The organism is Noviherbaspirillum sp. (genome assembly GCF_035254685.1).
In the GTDB taxonomy this organism is placed as follows: domain Bacteria; phylum Pseudomonadota; class Gammaproteobacteria; order Burkholderiales; family Burkholderiaceae_D; genus Noviherbaspirillum.
This window is the reverse complement of record NZ_DATFAI010000041.1, coordinates 490,687-508,389: the sequence shown is the minus strand read 5'-3', so window position 1 is coordinate 508,389 and position 17,703 is coordinate 490,687. Positions and strand designations below refer to the sequence as shown.

The 17,703-nt window shown below is 62.3% G+C and carries 19 protein-coding genes; 7 read left to right on the top strand and 12 right to left on the bottom strand.

Annotated elements, in window-relative coordinates:
• Positions 1 to 1,484, bottom strand: a 1,484-nt coding sequence (locus VJ698_RS19880; protein ID WP_324104542.1) for a proline dehydrogenase family protein, incomplete at its 3' end; no start/stop codon positions are given.
• A 153-nt stretch (positions 1,485 to 1,637) separates the two neighbouring features.
• Here VJ698_RS19880 and VJ698_RS19875 point away from each other — a divergent pair.
• A complete protein-coding gene (locus VJ698_RS19875; RefSeq protein ID WP_324104541.1) occupies positions 1,638 to 2,096 on the top strand; it encodes an Lrp/AsnC ligand binding domain-containing protein in 459 nt (152 codons plus the stop codon).
• Between the two features lie 16 nt (positions 2,097 to 2,112).
• Here the strand turns inward: VJ698_RS19875 and VJ698_RS19870 are convergent, their stop codons facing one another.
• The 7 genes from VJ698_RS19870 to phbB all read right to left on the bottom strand — a co-directional run bounded on the left by VJ698_RS19870 (position 2,113) and on the right by phbB (position 10,188).
• The gene (locus VJ698_RS19870) at positions 2,113 to 3,906 is read right to left on the bottom strand and encodes a serine hydrolase domain-containing protein (protein ID WP_324104540.1); all 1,794 of its coding nucleotides are present in this window, start codon (positions 3,904 to 3,906) and stop codon (positions 2,113 to 2,115) included.
• Between the two features lie 106 nt (positions 3,907 to 4,012).
• Positions 4,013 to 5,281, bottom strand: a complete 1,269-nt coding sequence (locus tag VJ698_RS19865) for an HD-GYP domain-containing protein (RefSeq protein WP_324104539.1) — start codon at positions 5,279 to 5,281, stop codon at positions 4,013 to 4,015.
• Positions 5,282 to 5,390: 109 nt separating this feature from the next.
• Positions 5,391 to 7,439, bottom strand: a complete 2,049-nt coding sequence (gene fusA, locus VJ698_RS19860) for an elongation factor G (protein ID WP_324104538.1) — start codon at positions 7,437 to 7,439, stop codon at positions 5,391 to 5,393.
• Positions 7,440 to 7,628: 189 nt separating this feature from the next.
• Entirely contained in the window at positions 7,629 to 8,480 is an 852-nt protein-coding gene (locus VJ698_RS19855) for a universal stress protein (RefSeq protein WP_324104537.1), read from the bottom strand.
• Position 8,481: 1 nt separating this feature from the next.
• Positions 8,482 to 8,937, bottom strand: a complete 456-nt coding sequence (locus VJ698_RS19850; RefSeq protein WP_324104536.1) for a universal stress protein — start codon at positions 8,935 to 8,937, stop codon at positions 8,482 to 8,484.
• A 29-nt stretch (positions 8,938 to 8,966) separates the two neighbouring features.
• Complete coding sequence (locus VJ698_RS19845; RefSeq protein ID WP_324104535.1) at positions 8,967 to 9,413, bottom strand: universal stress protein; 447 nt, start codon at positions 9,411 to 9,413, stop codon at positions 8,967 to 8,969.
• Between the two features lie 52 nt (positions 9,414 to 9,465).
• Entirely contained in the window at positions 9,466 to 10,188 is a 723-nt protein-coding gene (gene phbB / locus VJ698_RS19840; RefSeq protein WP_324104534.1) for an acetoacetyl-CoA reductase, read from the bottom strand.
• Positions 10,189 to 10,548: 360 nt separating this feature from the next.
• Between phbB and VJ698_RS19835 the strand changes: the two genes are divergently transcribed.
• From VJ698_RS19835 to VJ698_RS19825, 3 genes are all read left to right on the top strand, one after another.
• Positions 10,549 to 10,932 (top strand): response regulator, encoded by a 384-nt coding sequence (locus tag VJ698_RS19835; protein ID WP_324104533.1) that lies wholly within the window; start codon positions 10,549 to 10,551, stop codon positions 10,930 to 10,932.
• Positions 10,933 to 11,050: 118 nt separating this feature from the next.
• The gene (locus tag VJ698_RS19830; protein WP_324104532.1) at positions 11,051 to 11,242 is read left to right on the top strand and encodes a hypothetical protein; all 192 of its coding nucleotides are present in this window, start codon (positions 11,051 to 11,053) and stop codon (positions 11,240 to 11,242) included.
• Positions 11,243 to 11,356: 114 nt separating this feature from the next.
• Positions 11,357 to 11,572, top strand: coding sequence for a hypothetical protein (locus VJ698_RS19825; protein WP_324104531.1), 216 nt, complete (start codon positions 11,357 to 11,359; stop codon positions 11,570 to 11,572).
• Between the two features lie 37 nt (positions 11,573 to 11,609).
• On the opposite strand, the gene VJ698_RS19820 is transcribed toward VJ698_RS19825, so the two are convergent.
• Positions 11,610 to 12,569: a LysR family transcriptional regulator gene (locus VJ698_RS19820; RefSeq protein ID WP_324104530.1), complete on the bottom strand. Its 960-nt coding sequence runs from the start codon at positions 12,567 to 12,569 to the stop codon at positions 11,610 to 11,612.
• A gap of 169 nt (positions 12,570 to 12,738) precedes the next feature.
• Between VJ698_RS19820 and VJ698_RS19815 the strand changes: the two genes are divergently transcribed.
• Together VJ698_RS19815 and VJ698_RS19810 are read left to right on the top strand one after the other, a co-directional pair.
• The gene (locus tag VJ698_RS19815; protein ID WP_324104529.1) at positions 12,739 to 13,059 is read left to right on the top strand and encodes a hypothetical protein; all 321 of its coding nucleotides are present in this window, start codon (positions 12,739 to 12,741) and stop codon (positions 13,057 to 13,059) included.
• Positions 13,060 to 13,089: 30 nt separating this feature from the next.
• Positions 13,090 to 13,509, top strand: coding sequence for a DUF2798 domain-containing protein (locus VJ698_RS19810; protein WP_324104528.1), 420 nt, complete (start codon positions 13,090 to 13,092; stop codon positions 13,507 to 13,509).
• Positions 13,510 to 13,591: 82 nt separating this feature from the next.
• Here the strand turns inward: VJ698_RS19810 and VJ698_RS19805 are convergent, their stop codons facing one another.
• The 3 genes from VJ698_RS19805 to VJ698_RS19795 form a co-directional block, all read right to left on the bottom strand.
• Positions 13,592 to 13,810: a DUF3820 family protein gene (locus tag VJ698_RS19805; protein WP_324104527.1), complete on the bottom strand. Its 219-nt coding sequence runs from the start codon at positions 13,808 to 13,810 to the stop codon at positions 13,592 to 13,594.
• A gap of 94 nt (positions 13,811 to 13,904) precedes the next feature.
• The gene (locus VJ698_RS19800) at positions 13,905 to 14,612 is read right to left on the bottom strand and encodes an SRPBCC family protein (RefSeq protein WP_324104526.1); all 708 of its coding nucleotides are present in this window, start codon (positions 14,610 to 14,612) and stop codon (positions 13,905 to 13,907) included.
• A gap of 192 nt (positions 14,613 to 14,804) precedes the next feature.
• A complete protein-coding gene (locus tag VJ698_RS19795) occupies positions 14,805 to 16,973 on the bottom strand; it encodes a hypothetical protein (protein WP_324104525.1) in 2,169 nt (722 codons plus the stop codon).
• 281 nt (positions 16,974 to 17,254) lie between these two features.
• Between VJ698_RS19795 and VJ698_RS19790 the strand changes: the two genes are divergently transcribed.
• The gene (locus VJ698_RS19790; protein WP_324104524.1) at positions 17,255 to 17,662 is read left to right on the top strand and encodes an Hsp20/alpha crystallin family protein; all 408 of its coding nucleotides are present in this window, start codon (positions 17,255 to 17,257) and stop codon (positions 17,660 to 17,662) included.
• Positions 17,663 to 17,703: the final 41 nt, after the last annotated feature.

The window sequence follows — 17,703 nt, the reverse complement described above, 5'->3', positions numbered from 1 at the left end:
GAATTCGAACCGTTTTCCAGCAGGCGGCGCACCAGGTAGGCAAGCAGGGTTTCATGCGAACCGACCGGCGCATAGATGCGGCAGGCCTTGCCCAGCTTGTCGTCGCCGACCACCTGGTCGTACAGCGTTTCGCCCATGCCGTGCAGGCACTGGAACTCGTAATCGGTCACGCCGAATTCCTGCGCCCAGATATAGATGGAAGCCAGCGTCTGCGCGTTATGCGTAGCGAATTGCGGATAGATCACATCCGTCGAACCGAGCAGTTTCTGCGCGCACACGAGATAGCACACGTCCGAATACACCTTGCGCGTGTACACCGGGTAGCCGGGCATGCTGTCCACCTGCGCACGCTTGACTTCCGCGTCCCAGTAGGCGCCCTTGACGAGGCGGATCATGAACTTGCGCTTGCTGCGGCGCGCGAGATCGGCCAGGTAATCGATGACGAAGGGGCCACGCTTCTGATAGGCCTGCACCACGAAGCCGATGCCGTCGAAGCCGGCAAGGTCCGGATCAGCGGCCAGCGCCTCCATCAGGTCGAGCGACAGTTCGAGGCGGTCCGCTTCTTCCGCGTCGATGTTCAGGCCGATGTTGTATTGCTTCGCGATCAGGATCAGCTTCTTCAGGCTGACCAGCAATTCATTCATCGTGCGATCGCGCTGCGCGCGCGAGTAGCGTGGATGCAAGGCCGACAGTTTCACCGAGATGCCGGGACCTTCCTTGATGCCGCGTCCGTTCGACGCCTTGCCGATCGCATGGATCGCGCTTTCATAGGAACGGAAATAGCGCTCGGCATCCTCCATCGTCAGCGCTGCTTCGCCCAGCATGTCGTAGGAATAACGATAGCCGCGTGCTTCGTTGTCGCGGCTGTTGGCGAGCGCTTCGGCAATGGTCTGGCCGGTCACGAACTGATTGCCCAGCATGCGCATCGCCAGGTCGACGCCTTTGCGGATCAGCGGTTCGCCGCCCTTGGCGATCAGCTTGGTCAGGGCCGAGCCGAGACCCTGCTCGCTGCTGGTGCCGACCAGCTTACCGGTGATCAGCAGGCCCCAGGTGGCGGCGTTCACAAATAGCGAGGGCGATTCGCCGAGATGCTTGCGCCAGTCGCCCTTGCTGATCTTGTCGGCGATCAGGCGGTCGGCGGTCTGGTGGTCGGGAATGCGCAGCAAGGCTTCGGCCAGGCACATCAGGGCCACGCCTTCTTCCGATGACAGGGAGAATTCATGCATCAATGCATCGACACCCGATGAGCGGGTGCGCTTTTCACGCACTGCCTCGACCAGCTCGCGCGCCAGCGATTGCGTGCGTTCCTGCGCCGTCGCATTTACTTTCGCCTGCGCCAGCAGCCAGCGCACCGCTTCGCGCTCGTCGCGGCGATAGGCGGCAGTGATGGCTGCGCGCAAGGGGCTTGCGGACGGAGCGACTTCAGTGTGCAATGCGGAAAACGGAGCAGGTGCGGCTGTTACTTCAGGAGAAACAATCAACATAAGAGTCCGTACGAAAGATAATCGGTCACAAAAAATGATGATTCGATTGTAGTAAGCTTTCGTGTGGATTAATTCTGGAAATCTCGGTCCCTATCGAAATTTTGTATTTTGTGGGACAATCGCGCCGAACAAAATTCTTACGAGAAGAACGCCATGCTCGACAAGATCAGCAAGAGAATCCTGTCTGAACTGCAGAACGACGGCCGCATCAGCAATGTGGAGCTGGCATCACGCGTAAACCTGTCGCCGGCCGCCTGCCTGGAGCGTGTGCGCAAGCTGCAGGAAGCCGGCTATATCCTCGGTTATACCGCGCAGCTCAATCCGCAGTTGCTCGATGTGTCGCTGCTGGTCTTCATCGAAGTCGTCCTCGACCGCACCACGCCCGAAGTGTTCGAAGCCTTCAAGCGCAGCGTGCAGGTGATCCCCGAAGTGCAGGAATGCCACATGGTCGCCGGCGGCTTCGACTATCTCGTGAAAGCGCGCGTGAAGGACATGAACGCCTACCGCGAATTCCTCGGCAAGTCCTTGCTGCAACTGCGTGGCGTGCGCGAGACGCACACCTACGCCGTGATGGAAGAAGTGAAGAACACCACCAAGCTGCCAATCCGTTAATCTGCTCATCGGCTGATTACCATCCTGCCTTTTTTCTGAGCAGGTATCCCGAATACGCGAGGCGCTCCTCGCCGTCCGCTTCCACGACGCGGATTGTTTCCCCCATTTGCCGCCCCAGGCCAAGAATCACCAGTTCGGTTTCCGACACGGGCCTTACCGCCAACCTGACTACTTCCTCGCCGAGGTCGGGCAGCAATGCCTCGAACACCAGGAAACCGTCGCGCAGACGCAACGCCATGTTTTCCGGGCGAAATGCGTCACTCTCACCGTTCACGATCTCATACTCGCCCAGCCGCGCCATCCACCGTTCGCCGATGGGTTCCGGATGGATTCGTTCCCCCGCCAGCATGCGTTGCCCATTGCTGCTCGCCAGCAGCACGTCGTGGCCGGCGATATGGGCGAGCGACAGGTCCATGTCCGAAATCCCGGGCAATGCAATCGGGAACAGGCCAAGGAAGCGGTATTGCAGTTCGACGCTGCCATTACTGCGAGGCACGAGACGGAAGCGCCTTCCAAGCAGTTCCACGCGCATCGTGTTGCCGCTTGCGCTGACCTTGGCGAAACCGGCGGCGGTGGCGTAATAGCCGCCGAAGGCGCGCAGCTCGCTTTCCTGGACCTGAGCCGCTTCGCTGCCGGTGTCGGCAACCGACTTGATGCCGGTCTTTTCCTCCAGCGCGAGCGTCAAGGCTTCGGCGGAAATCTCGTTGAGCGCCGATGCCGCCGACGGTGAGTTGGCCAGCATGATCACGCCGAGCTTGTGCTTCGGCAGTGCGATGATGGCGCTGCGAAAGAGTTGCGTGCCGCCGGCATGCCGCAGTGTCGGTCCGGCCTCGTCGGGGTGCACGCCCTTGAGCGGGACCAGCATCCAGCCGAGGCCGACGGCAAAGTCGACATCCAGCGCGACGCCCGCGTTCTGCCGCCGCATCATTTCAGCCAGCGTTGCCGGCTTGATGATCTGTTGTCCGCCGAAGCGCCCGTCGGCGAATACCATTTGCAGGAATCGGCCGAGGTCGAGCACGCTGGAATTCAGCCCGCCGGCAGGCACGTCGCGCAAGGGCGATTCCTCCGCCACTTTTCCCTTGCGATAAGCCTTCGACATGAGCGGCGCTTCCGGCCGCACCGACAGGCTTGAATGCGTCATGCCGAGCGGGCGCAGGAGCGTGCGTTCGACATGGCTGATGAAGTCTTCGCCGCTCGCCTGCTGCACCACATGGCCAAGCAGGGTCGCGCCGAGATTGGAATAGGACATGACGAAATTCGGCGGATAGGCGACATACTCGTCCCTGAGCTTGTTCGCGAGGCGGGTGAACGGCTCCGGGTGCGCAGTCCACATGCCGCGCAGGTAATCGGCCGGCAATCCGGAATGATGGCTCATCAGCATGCGCGGCGTAATCGGTGCGGGCGCAAAACGGCTTCGCATCGCGAATTGAGGAAGCCATGTTTGCAGGGGCTGGTCGATGTCGAGCCTGCCCTGCTCCGCGAGCTGCATCGCAGCCATGACGGTGAACAGCCGGGTGATCGATCCCGCGCGATATACCGTCTCTGCGGTGGCGGGAATGCCATCGGACTTGTCGGCGAAACCGAACCCCTCCGCCCACACAATGTCCTGGTTGTCCACCAGCGCAATGCTCAGGCCCGTCACCTTCTGCTTGCGCATCTGGACGCGGATCAGGTCGGCGACATGTTGCCTGGTCGCGGCGTAGGACAGTTGCGCCTTTTCACCGATGGCTTCGGCTCCAGCCGTGCAGCTTGCGGTGAATGCGGCCGTCGCCATGAACACGGCGGCCAGGCATCTCAAACGCCTGGGCATGTTGTTCTCCCGATGTCACTCTTCCGCTATCGGCCCGCTTCGGTGCAGGCGCAATGGATGGTGCTTCAAGGATAGGACATCTTGCAGCAGGCCGGGACGAGCAAGCTCAAGCCGCTTCCGCATCGGAAAAGAAGTGGCGATGCGCCATTTCCCGCATCAGTGCCGCCGTCTCTTCTTCGCCGGCAAGTATCGCGCGCGTTTCGATTTCATCGAGCAGGCATTCGAAGCGGTCTAGCAACGCCGGATCGAAATGATTGCCCCTGCCCTCGCGCATGATGTGCAGCGCCTTGTCGCGGTTGAACGGCTCCTTGTAGGGGCGCCTCGCGCGCAGTGCGTCGTACACATCGGCGATGCAAAAGATGCGTGCCGCGAGCGGAATGGCTTCACCGGCGAGCTTCTTCGGATAGCCGGAGCCGTCCCATTTCTCATGATGGCCTTCGATCACTTCTCGCGCGTTGACGAGAAAGCCCGCTTCGCCCGCGATCTGCCCGCCCAGCTCCACATGCTGCTGCATGATCGCGAATTCCTCCGCATCAAGCTTGCCCGGTTTGAGCAGGATGGCATCCGGTATGCCGATCTTGCCGACGTCGTGCAGGAAGGAACCGGCGATCAGGCTGCGCATCTGCGCCGCACCCAGGCCGGCTTCCTCGCCCAGCCTGGCGGCGATCCAGGCGACCCGGTAGTTGTGCGCGCCGGTGTCGGAATCGCGCTTGGCGATGGCGCGGCCGAGGGCTTCGAGGATGCCGATGTGCGCTTCCAGCAGGGATTGCGCGCGGCGGAAATTCTTCACCGCGAGGTCGGTCAGCAGCGGTGCGAGCACGAGCGCGCACACCAGCACCGAGGCCGCCGCCAGCAGCGCCGAAATGAAGGCCGACTGGCGAATGTTCGCCAGCTCGATGTCATCGAGCACACGCACGCCCTCCAGGTGGCCGATGACCGTGCCCTGCGTTGTTGCCAGCGGCGTGAAGACACGCAATACCTGATGGCCCAGCACCATCGCCGAATCGTAGCCGCCATGCGCGGGCGGCGCACCGTGCGGCAGCTTTTTCAGTGCTTCCTCGATGTCGTCGAATCCGGGCTGCACGGCTTCGGCGATTTTTCCGCCATCCGCCGCGTACACCTCGGCCACCGAGAAGATGCCGCCCACCATGCCCTCGATGGCTTTTGCCAGCGCGTGCTCGCGCTGCGGCGAAGGCAATTCCAGAATGGCGGGGGGCACGATGCGGCGCGCTTCGATGCGCAGCATGCGTATCGAGCCATTTTCCGCTGATTCGCGTTCATGCAGGTAACCGAGGATGGCGGCAGCCACCGCCACCGTGAATGAGACGGCCAGCACCCGGACGAGCGCATTCTTCAGCAAGCCACGCAGATTCATGAATTACCCCTTTTAATGCAAGGGGTAATAATAACGTGTCTGGAAGGAAAGTCATGCGCCGGCACGCTCGGGTGCCGGCGCTCCTGCAACGGTCCTCAACGATCTTTTGTCATTCCTCCGGCGCCACCTTGTACTGGCTCGCCAGCCGTTGCTGCACCGTCGGCGGAACGGGATCGTAATGGCTGAACTCCACGGTATAGCTGCCGCGTCCGCCCGTGGTCGAATGCAGGCGCGACTGGTAGCCGTTCAACTCGGACAGCGGCACCTGCCCCGTCACCACCACCGTGCCGGCCTGTGCGGTCTGCATGCCGCTCACCTGTCCGCGCTTGGAGGACAGGTCGCCGGTGATGTCGCCCATGTTTTCTTCCGGAGTGACGATCTCGACATTGACGATCGGTTCCAGCACCATCGGGCGTGCCTTGAGCACGGCGTCGATGAAGGCCTTGCGTCCCGCCGTGGCGAAGGCGACTTCCTTCGAGTCGACCGGATGGCTCTTGCCGTCGTACACCGTCACACGCACATCCTGCATCGGGTACCCCGCCAGCGGGCCCGCTTCCAGCACCTGGCGTATGCCCTTCTCCACTGCCGGAATGAACTGCCCGGGGATCACGCCGCCCTTGACGGCATCGACGAACTGGAAGCCTTCGCCGCGCGGCAGCGGCTCCACGCGCAGGAACACTTCGCCGAACTGGCCGGCGCCGCCGCTCTGTTTCTTGTGGCGGTGATGCCCTTCGGCCCTGCCGGCGATCGTCTCGCGATAGGCGATCTTCGGCGGACGGGTGGAGACTTCGATCTTGTACACGTCCATCATGCGCTCGAGCGCCGCGCGCAGGTGCAGTTCGCCCAGCCCGAGCAGCACAGTTTCGTTGGTGCTGACCTGGTGCTCGACCTTCAGGCAGGGATCCTCGGCGGTGAGCTTGTTCAGGATTTCCCACATGCGCTGTTCGTCGCCGCGCTTCTTCGGTTCGATGGTCAGGCCGAAGATCGGCAGCGGGAACGGCAGCGGCTTGAGATGGATATGGTCGTCTTCGGCGGCATCGTGCAGCACCGCGTCGAAGGCGATGTCCTCGATCTTCGCGACCGCGCAGATATCGCCGGGCACGGCTTCCTGCACTTCGATCTGTTCCTTGCCCTGCAGGACATACAAGTGCGCGACCTTGAACGGCTTGCGTGCATCGCCGATATAGAGCTGGCTGTCGCGCCGCACGGTGCCCTGATGGATGCGGAACACCGACAGCTTGCCGACATACGGATCCACCGCGATCTTGAAGACGTGCGCCAGCACATGCTTGCCGGGATCGGTGACGGCATGGATTTCGCTGCGTTGGTCGGGCGCGTTCACATCGTCGCGATAGAACAGCGGCGGATTGCCTTCGGACGGATTGGGCATCAGCTTCACGAATACATCCAGCAGTTCGCTGACGCCCGCGCCATTGCGCGCGGAAACGAAGCAGATCGGCACCAGGTGGCCTTCACGCAGTGCCTGCTCGAAGGGCGCGTGCAATTGCTCCGGCGCGATCTCGCCTTGCTCGAGATAGAGCGACATCAGGTCGGCATCGACTTCCACCACCTGGTCGACCAGCGCGCGGTGCGCTTCCGCCACCGAGGAGAAATCCGATTCGCCGGCCGGATTGAAAAAGCAGTCCACCACCTTCGTGCCGCCGCCCGCGGTCAGATTGATCGGCAGGCATTCCTTGCCGAAGGTTTCCTGGATGCGCACCACCAGGCCGGGCAGGTCGATGTTTTCCGCATCGATCTTGTTGATGATGATCATGCGGCACATGTTGCGCTGCTGTGCCATCTCCATCATGCGCGTCGTCATCATCTCGATGCCGGACTGCGCATTGATCACCACCGCCGCAGTTTCCACCGCAGGCAGCGCGCTGATGGCCTGTCCGGCAAAATCCGGATAGCCGGGCGTGTCGATCAGGTGGATGCGCGTGTCGCGGTGGTCGAGGTGGACGAGGGAAGAGAAGAGAGAATGCTGGTATTTGCGCTCCAGCGGATCGTAGTCGCAGACGGTGCTGCCGCGCTCGAGGCTGCCCTGGTTCGGAATCATGCCCGCCTTGTGGAGGAGCGCTTCTGCGACGCTCGTCTTGCCGGAGGCGGTATGCCCGAGCAGGGCGATGGTTCGGATGGCTTCGGTACTGTACGGCATGGCGATTCCCTTTCGAAAAGCTGGAGCCTCTGATGAACAATCCCGCGTTGATCCTGTCGATTCATTATCGCACCAAGGTCAGGCGCGAATCGACCGGATAGCACTCTCCACCGATGCTACGGAGCGCCGGATGAAAATTGATTGACGGACATCAAAGATTGCAGAGGGTGTCGAAGGGCACGCTACGTGTCAGCCCGACATCAGCACGGGGATCGTCATGGATTGCAGCACGGTACGCGTCACACCGCCGAGCAGCAATTCGCGGAAGCGGGAGTGGCCGTAGCCGCCCATCACCAACAGGTCCGCACCGATATCGGCGGCCAGCGACAGCAGTGCCTCGCCGATATCGGTCTCGGCCCACTGCGGTATCACGTTGACGCGCACGCCGTGGCGCGCGAGGTACAGCGCAATATCGGCCCCCGGTTGTTCGCCGTGCGACGTGCCGCCCGCGTCGGGATTGAACACGGCCACATCCACGGCCTGCGCGCGCTTGAGCATCGGCAGCGCATTCACCAGCGCGCGCGTGGCGCTGATGCTGGCGTCCCATGCCACCACGATGCGCCGACCCGGCACGTCGAGGCGGCCCGCATGGGGAACGATCAGGACCGGCCTTCCCGAATTCAAGACCACGAATTCGGGAAAGTCGGGCATCACGACGGGCGAATGTTCGTCGGGATCGAACTGGCCGATGACGACCAGGTCGCTGTAGCGTGCACGAAGGCAGATCCCCGCGCCAGCCTCGTCGTCGATCAGCGCGCTTTCGAATGAACGGACCTCCATGCCGCGCGCCTGGCTTTCGAATTCCTGCAGCGCGCTGCGCGCCCGCCCGCGCAGCGCATCCAGGTGCAGCACGAGATGCTGCGCCGCGTTGGGCGCGGCCTCGTCGATCATGCCTGCCTGGTAGACATACCGCGACACGCCGCTGGTCGCCGCGCCGACGAGGTGGGCCTCCTGCTGGGCGGCAATGACGGCGGCAAGGCGGATGCGTGTGTGGGCATGCCGCGATGCATCGACATGCACGAGGACCGTTCTGTAGGACATGTCAGGCTTTCTTCATGCGGTAGACGAACACAGGGATGTCGCACAGCGCGAGTACCTTGCTGGTGACGCTGCCGAGCAGCAGTTGCCCCAGGCCGCTGCGACCGTGCGAGCCGATGAAGATCAGGTCGCACTGCTGTTGTTGCGCAATCTCCACGACCTTTTGCGCGGTCTGTTCGGAATACACGATGACAGAGCTGTATTTCAATCCGCTTTCCGTCGCGGCCTTGCGCACGCCTTCAAGATAGGCTTCGCCGGTACGCGCGATCGACGCCTTGTACTCTTCCTCAGTCGGATAGCTGGGCGGAATGATCTCCACGCCGATCGGATAGTGGTAATCAGGTGCGACAAACACGCCGACCACTTCGGCCTGGCACTGCTTTGCGAATTCAACGCCGGCCTGCGCTGCGTTCGTTGCCAGTGTGGAGCCGTCGGTTGGAATCAGGATTTTCTTGAACATGATGGCCTTTCGTAGCGTTTGATTCGGAATCACTTGTGCTGGCGAATCACCAGGACCGGGATGGTCGAGTGCGCCAGCACCTTTTGCGTTTCACTCCCGAGCAGGAATTCGCTCAAGCCCTTGCGCCCGTGCGACGCCATGAAGATCACGTCGCAGCTCATGTTGCGCGCGGTATCGATAATCTTCTCATAGGGAGAAAACGATTGCTCGACCACGATCTCGCAGGGCACCTTCATCGCCTTGGCCTCCTCGGCCACCTTCTGCACGTTGTGCCGCGCGCGCGCCAGCATTTGATCCTCGTAATGCGCGCATTCCTGCGTCATGCTGCTTTCGGCCATGGGAGAGAACGGATAGGGCTCGGCGACCGACAGGCCGACCACATAGCCGTCGCTCTCCTTGGCAAACAGGATGGCTTCGTGGATTGCCTGTTCCGCCAGTGTCGAACCGTCGGTCGGTACCAGGATGGTCTTGAACATCGCGTTCTCCTTCCTCCTTCCGTGTGTGAGATCACCGGGCCTGCTGCCCGGGCTACACCATGTACTGCCCTCCGTTCACCGAAAATGTCGCGCCATTGATGAAGCCCGCGTCCGCGCTCGCCAGAAAGGCCACCACGCGCGCGATGTCCTCCGGCGTGCCGAGACGTCCGACGGGTATGCCGGCAATGATGGTCTTGAGCAGGTCCGGCGGCACTGCAGCCACCATGTCCGTATCGCAATAGCCGGGAGCCACCGCATTCACCGTGATGTTCTTGCGTGCGACTTCCAGCGCCAGCGAACGGGTGAAGCCGAGGATGCCGGCCTTGGCTGCAGCATAGTTGGTCTGGCCGGCCTGGCCTTTCTGTCCGTTGACCGAGCTGATGTTGATGATGCGCCCGAAGCCGCGCTCGCGCATGCCGTCGATGATGTTGCGGCACATGTTGAAGACGGAACCGAGGTCGTTATTGATCACACGCCACCATTGCTCGGGCGTCATGTGGTGCAGGATGGCGTCGCTGGTGATGCCGGCATTGTTGACCAGGATGTCGGCCGGGCCGAGGTCCTGTTCGACGGCGGCGATGCCTTCGCGGCAGGCGTCGTAATCGGAGACGTCCCACTTGTACGAACGGATGCCGGTGGCCGTACTGAATGCCTGCGCAGCGCCGACGTTGCTGCAGTAGATAGCGGCAACGTCGCAGCCTTGCGCCTGCAGCGCAATGGAAATGGCCTTGCCGAGGCCGCGTGTGCCTCCGGTGACAATGGCGGTCCGCTTCATGATCGGGTTCCCTGCATGCGTCCGGTCGTGCCGTCGACACGTTCCGGCTTTGTTTTCAGGGTAGACGATGCGCTGTGGCGATGCATCGGATCTCGTTGATCTGAGTCAACGAAAAACGGAAAAATTCCACGGTCGCGGAAGGGCTTCGCTTGCCTGCCTTTCACATGCCGCAAACCACATTGATCAAACGCAAAACGTGTTTGGATACTGGTCAGCGCGCATTGTCGAAACTGTCGGGTTTGCGAGAATACGTGCCGCGAATTCCAACAAATCAGAAACAGGTCCCATGTCGTTTTCCACACCGCGAACCCGGATTGCCCTCGTCTGTGCCGAAGTGCCCGTAGTCCCTGGTATCCAGGCATGAAGGCGCGATCCGTCCGGGTCCTGGTCGTCGAGGACAATCGTGATTTCCTGCAGATCCTGTGCGACATGCTGGAAAAGCTCGGGCACCAGCCGCATGGCGTATCCTGCGCGGAAGACGCGCTGGCCGTCTGCCAGACGCGCGGTTTCGATGTGCTGATCGCGGACGTGCAGTTGCCCGGCATGTCCGGCATCGACCTGGCGAAGATCATGGCCAGGAGCTCGCCATCGACCAGGATCATTTTTTCTTCCGGTTTCGGCTACCTGCTCACGGACAAGCTCGATTTCGGATTCACCGTGCTGCACAAGCCCTATTTCCTCAACCAGCTCAGGCATGCAGTTGCAGCAGGCGACGCCGAATGCGACGCCAGGCCGCAGCAATAAAAAGCCTGCCGCGCCCTCCCGGCATGTTTGACGTGAGTCAAAGGGCCTCCCCTGCGGAATAAGGTACAACAGAACGATCGCCGCTTTCGCGGCGTCGAATGCATCGGGAGGTCTCGAAATGATGTGGCATCATGGAGCAGGCTGGCACTGGCTCGGATCACTTGCAGTGATCCTGTTCTGGGCGCTGATCATCGTCCTGGCGCTGGCCCCGATCAAATATCTTCGCGCGCAGCTGCAATCCCCCGAACTCGGTGAGGCAAGCGACAAGGAAGAACAGCACGAGGATGCTTCCGGAGAGCCGCGGCGCTAGCCGCAAGGTCATGTGCACATAACGCGCACGTCACGTCTGCGTCACAAACGGCGCGTAGCATCCGGCGCTGGAATCAGTGTACCTGCAGCGTATCTGCCAACGTGTATCAGCGCCATGGAAAACTTCATCAGCAGCGAGCATATCGTGATCGTTCGTGACGGCGAAGCCTATCGCCTCCTGCACGGACACCTGCGCCTGGCAAACGTGCTGCGCGGCACCGGCATGGCCCGGGTCGAAGTCAAGGGCGAGGGACAGATTACGGTGCTCAAGACCCGCGATGGATGGTGTGCGGACAGGAACGGGCAGCACCTGCCCCTGCGCATCGCCTGATCCGCGCGCCAGGCCTTGGCCAAGCCTTAGTCAGGCTTTATTGCGCGATCCCTACTTTCGCGAAGGTGTCCCGCGTGGTGCCGCTCAGGTGGTCGCGCAACCATTTGTGCGCGGGATTACGGGTATCGCGTTCGTGCCACAGCATGTCCACATGCACGTTCGGCAATGAGAACGGCAGTTCCTTGGTGACCAGGGCGCCGGTGATGCCGGTCGATGCGATCAGATGGCGCGGCAGCACGGTGATGAGGTCGGAGGTTGCCACCACGCGGCCCGCGGTGAAGAACTGGTTCACCGTCAGGAGGATGCGACGCTCGCGCCCGATCTTCGCCAGCGCCTCGTCCACCAGGCCGTGCGCGCGCCCGGAAAAGCTCACCAGCAGATGATTGGACCCGCAATAGTCGTCGATTGTCAGTTCCTTTTTCGCCAGCGGATGATGCTTGCGCATCACGCAGACATAGCGCCCGGAATAGAGCTGCTCATGCCGGATCGGTGACACCGAAGCCTGGCCGCCGGTCAGTTGCGCCACGACGCCCGGGAAGAAGCCCACTGCGAGATCGATGTCGCCGCGCAGCAACAGCGGGCGCGGTTCGCGCGTCGTCAGGGGAACCATGCGGATGGTCAGGCCCGGCGCTTCACGCTCGATGGAGCGCACCAGGGAAGGCAGCCACAGCGCTGCCGTGGCGTCGGCCATGGCCATGCGGAACGTATTCTGCGCGGTGGAAATGTCGAAGTGCTCATCCGGCGAAATGGCTTCCTCGAGCGCAGCAAGCGCACGGCGAACGGCCGGCCACAGGCTTTCCGCACGGGGTGTGGGCTTGACGCCGTGCGCCGTGCGGATCAGCAGCTCGTCGCCCAGCGCGTCGCGCAGGCGCCGCAGAGCGTTCGACACGGCCGGCTGCGTCATCGCCAGCCGGTTCGCGGCACGCGTCAGGTTCTGTTCGGTCATCACCGCATCGAAGACGCGCAGCAGGTTCAGATCCAGTGTCAGGAAGCTCATGGCTCAAGGACCCCAAGGAGGATCGTTAGAAAAAGGAAAGACCCTGATATTCATAAGGATTATAGCTGATATGCGGAAAGGAAATTGGTTTTATAACTGAGTGCAACTTATACTGCACTGCAACATAAGAGAAAAACGAAGAAGCGTACATATTGTTTTGGAGTAAATCATGTCTATCCTGACCGTTGCCATTCCTGCCGAATCCGCCCTGCCCGCGTTAGAGGTGCTGATCTCCAACGCCCTGAACGTCGTGCGTCCGATGCTCGGCGTAGGCGTCCTGGCCGCGATCGTCGTTGCATTCAAGCCACTGCTGGTCGGCCTGCTGCGCGCCGCGTTGCTGGTCGTGAAACCACGCCGCTCGCTGGAACAGCGCGAAGAGCGCCGCCGCCTGAAGGCCATCCTGCAGATCAACCGCCTGGCGCGCGATGTCGAAGGCCTGCACCCGAGCATGGCTTCCGAGCTGCGGTCCATTGCATCGCGCGGCAACTAAGAACGCAATCACATTCGCCGAGGTGAAATCATGAGTGCAGTCAGCCATTCCTTCCATCCGAACCTGCTGGAGCAGGCCGCTTCCTTTGTGCGCCGTTCACGCAGCCTGTCGTCGATGTTGCCTTCTCTGGTGCTGAGCGGCCTGATCACGCTGGTGATCACTGCGGTGATGCACGTGATGTGGTTGGGAACGGCCGAAGGTTTCTTCGGTGCATGGATGGAAAGCTGGCTGACGGCTTGGCCGATCGCCTTCCCGGTGACTTATGTCGCCGGTCCGATGCTCTTCAGGCTGGCCGCCCGCGCGCCTGTTGCCGTGGTGCCGATGCCGGTACGCCGCGAACCTGGCCTGGCGTTCAACGACATCCTGGACGCCTCGGAACGCGTGAGCGCACGCAACGGGCTGACCGCGCTGCGCGGATTGAAGCCGAACCCCGATTTTAGTGCCGTGTAAGACACGCCGGCACGACCCTTTGTCTCCTCCTCCCTGTCGAAGGAAGGTTTAACCCCGCAGGCTTTGGCCTGGCGGGGTTTTTTTATGGCGATCGGTGCCGCAAGGGCGCCAGCAGGGAAGTCAGGCCGTTGTGGTCGAGCTCATGCATCAGGTTCAGGAGGCGGCCGGTTTCCCCTGGCGGAAAACCTTCGCGCGCAAACCAGTTGAGGTAATGACCGGGCAGGTCGGCCATTAGGCGGCCCTTGTACTTGCCGAAGGGCATGGTGCGGGTGACGAGCAGTTCCAGATCGGTAGGGTCCATGGCGTGATTCAAGGTGGGACAGCGCGCTCTTGCGAACCATCGCGCACTATCGTGCAATTATGCCTTTTCCTGGTGCAAGGCCATGGCCATTGCCTTATTCCGACGGAGGAATATTCCGCTCGACCGCCTGTTCGACGCGTTCCTTGCCCGATTTTTCCATCGCCTCACCCAGCGCATCGACCGGCTTCGCGGCAGCGGCATCCTGCGGCATCTGCCCGACGCGCCGCGCCTGGTCCGACTGCTCGTCGAAGTTCTGCTCTTCCGCTATCGAAAACCGCGCCTCCCCGGCCGATCCGGCGCTGCGCGAGAGCGAGGCGTTGGATTGCGTGCTGCGGCCTGCCTGCGGCGCATTCGCGGCATCCTGCGAACCGGATGCCGGCGGCGCGCCGTGCTCCTCGACGAAAGCCTTGAAGCAGGCCAGGTCTTCCTCCAGCCTGCGCGCCATCATCGTATCGGTATTGCCATCCGGTGCAGCCAGGATTTCGCCAGGGTCGCATTCCATGCTCAGCGTGACGCGCGACCTGCTGCCGTTGACGGACTGCAACTCGACTCTTCCTGTGTTGGCCGGCCCGCTGATGTTGCGCCAGGCAATGCAACGGTCAGGTTGCTGCTCGATGATCTCGGCATCCCACTCCATGGTCAGGTACGACAGATTGCTCGACCAGTGCAGGTGTCGAGCATCGAGCTGCTGCACCGTGTCGATATCCTGCATGAAGCGCGGGTAGTCCTCGAAGCGGGTGAGCTGAAGGTAGGCGGCGTGCACCGGCACGCCGATCTCGATGGATTGCTGGATCCTTGTCATGATGCATCTCCGTCAGGCCTGTTGCCGGCGCGCATGCGACGCAAAGGGATATGGCCGGTCTCTGGAGTCTGAGAGTGCGACAGGCGACGCAAGTTGCGGGGGGATGTGCGGGAAGGGCCTGAGAACTGCGCGGCGCCATGTTGCCGAGAGGGGATCGGCGCGGGACAGTCGTCGGACTATCCCGCATGCCGGCTACTTCGTTGCGCGCGCCGGCTCGCCGTCGTCTTCAGCCTCCCCGACGGTGGGGATGGTGGGCAGCACGAAGTCGAAGTCGATCGGCCCCGTAGCGGCCTGCGCTTGCGTTTCGGCAGCTGCGGGTTCTTCCGCAACGGGAATGCTCGGCAGGATGAAATCGAAGTCGATCGGTCCGGTGCCGGGTTTCGGCAGGTCGGCAGGCGGCTCTTCGGGTTTCTCTTCCGCTGCAGCGGCCGGAATGGCCGGCACCAGGAAATCGAAATCGATCGGGCCGGGTTCCGGCTGCTGTTTTTCAGCTGCGGCTGCCAGTGCCGACGGCGTCGTTTCGTCGATGCGCAATGCATCGAGATCGAAATCGAGGTCGTTTGCCGAGGGTTCCGGCGCGGAAGACGGGAGCTCTTCGACAGCAGGGATGCCTGGCAGCGGCGTCGTGTCCGCTGCAACGGCGTCGGATGCCATCGTGACGGCTTCGCCAGTCAGTGCCGTCGCAAGCGCGCCTTCCTCGTCATCCTCGTCCTCACTGTCATCGGCCAGGTCGGGCACGGCCATAATGATTTCCGGCCTCGGCTTCGGTGCGCTGGTCTTGTTCTGCGCATACAGCGGATTGTTCGGGTCGATTTCGAGGCCCATGGCGGCTGCATGCGCCCAGTCGTCACCCTCGCCCTTCGTCATCCGGTAGAGCTCGCGCGCGAGCGATTCGTAGGCCTGCACATCCTTGCGGCCGGCGAAGATGCCGAGCAGTTTGACGCGCAGCGCATGGCGCTCCGGCTGCTTCGCCAGTGCATCCTTCAGTACTTCCTCCGCCTGCACGTCGCGGCCGTAGGCGATGTAGACATCGGCTTCCGACATGGCGTCCACCTCGCCCGAATGAGACGGGTTGCCGAGCAACGACCAGGAGGAATTCAGCGTGCCGGAAGCCATGCCTTCCGTATTGCTGTTTTCATGGCTGTCCGGTTTCTCATTGCTGAAGCTGTCCGCATCGAACGGCTGCTGCGCCTTCCTGCGGCGGCGATACAGGCCGAGCGCGCCGACCAGTACCAGCAGCATGCCTGCGCCCGGCAGCACCAGCGGGTCATCGAGAAGGCTGGGTTCCGGCGGCGGTGGCGCGACGGGCTTCGGCCTGGGTGCCGGTTTCGCGACGGCCGGCGCAGGTTTGACTGGTGCGACCGCGGATGTTTCGCTCTTTGCCGCGGCCGGTGCGGTTTCCGCAGTCGCCGGCGCTGCGCTGGCGACGACGGGGGCAGGCGCATCGGCTTTCAATTCTGCTTTCGCGCCCGTCTTCATCCCCGCCTTCGTCAGCGCGTTCTGCTTCTGCAATTCGGCCAGCAGGGCGTTCGTGACTTCGAGCAGTTTCTGGAGTTCGCCGACCTTGACTTCCAGCGCCTTGACGCGCGCATTGGCATCGGACAGCGCCTTTTCCATGGACGCATAGTCTTCGCGATTGATGGCGGCATCGCCGTTCGGCCCCGCTACCGCGCTCACCGCCGACAGCTTCAGGCGCGACTTTCCGCCGTTGTTGAGCGCAGCCGGTTTGCCGGCATGCTCCTGCACGGCCATCGGCTTTGGCTGTGCCAGAGTGGCTGCAGGCGGCTTCGCGGGGGCGTGCGCAGGCGGTAGTTTTTCCGCCGGCTTCGCGGGGTTGGCCGCTGCTGCTGTGGCTACCGCAGCCTGTGCCGGCTGACTTGGGCTTGCCTTGGGCGCCACGCTGTTATTCGGTACGCTGGCCGTTGCCTGCGGTAGCGGCAGGCTGGCCGGATCGAGCAGGAAAACGTATTCGCGCACCATGCGCCCGCCGCCGCTGCCGAGCTCCAGCAGCATGTCGATGAAAGGCTCGTTTATCGGCTGCGCCGACCAGACGCGCACCACCTGCCTGTCGCCGCGCTGCTCGACCGAAAAACGCAGCGACATCAGCGCGACGTTGAACTCGATATTGGCCTGACGGTAGGCCTCGTACGATGCCAGCTTCACGCGCACCGGGCCTTCATCGGTCTTCGCGGTCGACACCAGTTCGATCTCCGCGCGCAGCGGTTGTCCGAGCGCCGACTGAACCGTGAGGTCGCCCAGGCCGACGGCATGGGCATTGCAGACGGCAATGCTCGAAATAACTGCGGCGCAGAGCGTTTTCAGGCGGAACGCTTTCCAGCGGGAGAAAAGAGGCGGTGACATGATCGATGAAAGCATCCTACGGAGAGGGCTATGCTATGCCGCTACTTGCATTGCGTCAATTTCTCTACGGCATCAAACGAAGAAGATTGACCGGCCTGCCGGGATTTCCTGTCATTTCCTGTCTTTACGATACGAAGGTAACTGTAAGTTGGTTATCTTCTCTTGCTTGCCGCCATCTCACGATGATTGAGCGTCCGAGCATGCCGCGGAACGCGCTGCACCTGTTCGGGTCTACGCGTTAAAGGTATAGCAACAGTAACCGCGTTCACGGAAGACAAGCTATGAGACGGCGTGACCTGACAGCATCGATGTGGGATGAGGCACTGGAACTGCTGGAGCACGCCGACAGGCTGCACCGGCAATTCTTCCAGCTCGAAAACCGCCGTACGCGACAGCCGGTCTGGCAGCCGCCGGTCGACATTTATGAAACCGAGCGTGAAGTGGTCGTGTTCGTCGCGCTGCCCGGGGTGGCTGCCGAACAGCTCGACATCTCTACCGATGGCGGGATGATCGTCATCCGCGGCCAGCGCGCCCTGCCCGCCGTATGCCGCAGCGCGGCCATCCGCCGGCTCGAGATTCCGTATGGCCAGTTCGAACGCCGGATCGAGTTTCCCTTGGAACGCTACCAGCTCGGGCAGCGCCTGCTCAAGGACGGCTGCCTTGTCCTGACCCTGACGAAGATCGGATGATCCATCATGATCCGGAACGCTGAACAAGACTCGCGCCAGCA

Excerpts from the sequence above, each read along its gene's own strand:
- VJ698_RS19820 (WP_324104530.1), bottom strand. The coding sequence starts at position 12,569 with ATGAGCTTCCTGACACTGGATCTGAACCTGCTGCGCGTCTTCGATGCG.
- VJ698_RS19805 (WP_324104527.1), bottom strand. The coding sequence starts at position 13,810 with ATGGACCCTACCGATCTGGAACTGCTCGTCACCCGCACCATGCCCTTC.
- VJ698_RS19865 (WP_324104539.1), bottom strand. The coding sequence starts at position 5,281 with ATGAATCTGCGTGGCTTGCTGAAGAATGCGCTCGTCCGGGTGCTGGCC.
- VJ698_RS19875 (WP_324104541.1), top strand. The coding sequence starts at position 1,638 with ATGCTCGACAAGATCAGCAAGAGAATCCTGTCTGAACTGCAGAACGAC.
- fusA (WP_324104538.1), bottom strand. The coding sequence starts at position 7,439 with ATGCCGTACAGTACCGAAGCCATCCGAACCATCGCCCTGCTCGGGCAT.
- VJ698_RS19870 (WP_324104540.1), bottom strand. The coding sequence starts at position 3,906 with ATGCCCAGGCGTTTGAGATGCCTGGCCGCCGTGTTCATGGCGACGGCC.
- VJ698_RS19815 (WP_324104529.1), top strand. The coding sequence starts at position 12,739 with ATGTCTATCCTGACCGTTGCCATTCCTGCCGAATCCGCCCTGCCCGCG.
- VJ698_RS19800 (WP_324104526.1), bottom strand. The coding sequence starts at position 14,612 with ATGACAAGGATCCAGCAATCCATCGAGATCGGCGTGCCGGTGCACGCC.
- phbB (WP_324104534.1), bottom strand. The coding sequence starts at position 10,188 with ATGAAGCGGACCGCCATTGTCACCGGAGGCACACGCGGCCTCGGCAAG.
- VJ698_RS19825 (WP_324104531.1), top strand. The coding sequence starts at position 11,357 with ATGGAAAACTTCATCAGCAGCGAGCATATCGTGATCGTTCGTGACGGC.
- VJ698_RS19850 (WP_324104536.1), bottom strand. The coding sequence starts at position 8,937 with ATGTTCAAGAAAATCCTGATTCCAACCGACGGCTCCACACTGGCAACG.
- VJ698_RS19790 (WP_324104524.1), top strand. The coding sequence starts at position 17,255 with ATGAGACGGCGTGACCTGACAGCATCGATGTGGGATGAGGCACTGGAA.
- VJ698_RS19855 (WP_324104537.1), bottom strand. The coding sequence starts at position 8,480 with ATGTCCTACAGAACGGTCCTCGTGCATGTCGATGCATCGCGGCATGCC.
- VJ698_RS19795 (WP_324104525.1), bottom strand. The coding sequence starts at position 16,973 with ATGTCACCGCCTCTTTTCTCCCGCTGGAAAGCGTTCCGCCTGAAAACG.
- VJ698_RS19845 (WP_324104535.1), bottom strand. The coding sequence starts at position 9,413 with ATGTTCAAGACCATCCTGGTACCGACCGACGGTTCGACACTGGCGGAA.
- VJ698_RS19810 (WP_324104528.1), top strand. The coding sequence starts at position 13,090 with ATGAGTGCAGTCAGCCATTCCTTCCATCCGAACCTGCTGGAGCAGGCC.
- VJ698_RS19835 (WP_324104533.1), top strand. The coding sequence starts at position 10,549 with ATGAAGGCGCGATCCGTCCGGGTCCTGGTCGTCGAGGACAATCGTGAT.
- VJ698_RS19830 (WP_324104532.1), top strand. The coding sequence starts at position 11,051 with ATGATGTGGCATCATGGAGCAGGCTGGCACTGGCTCGGATCACTTGCA.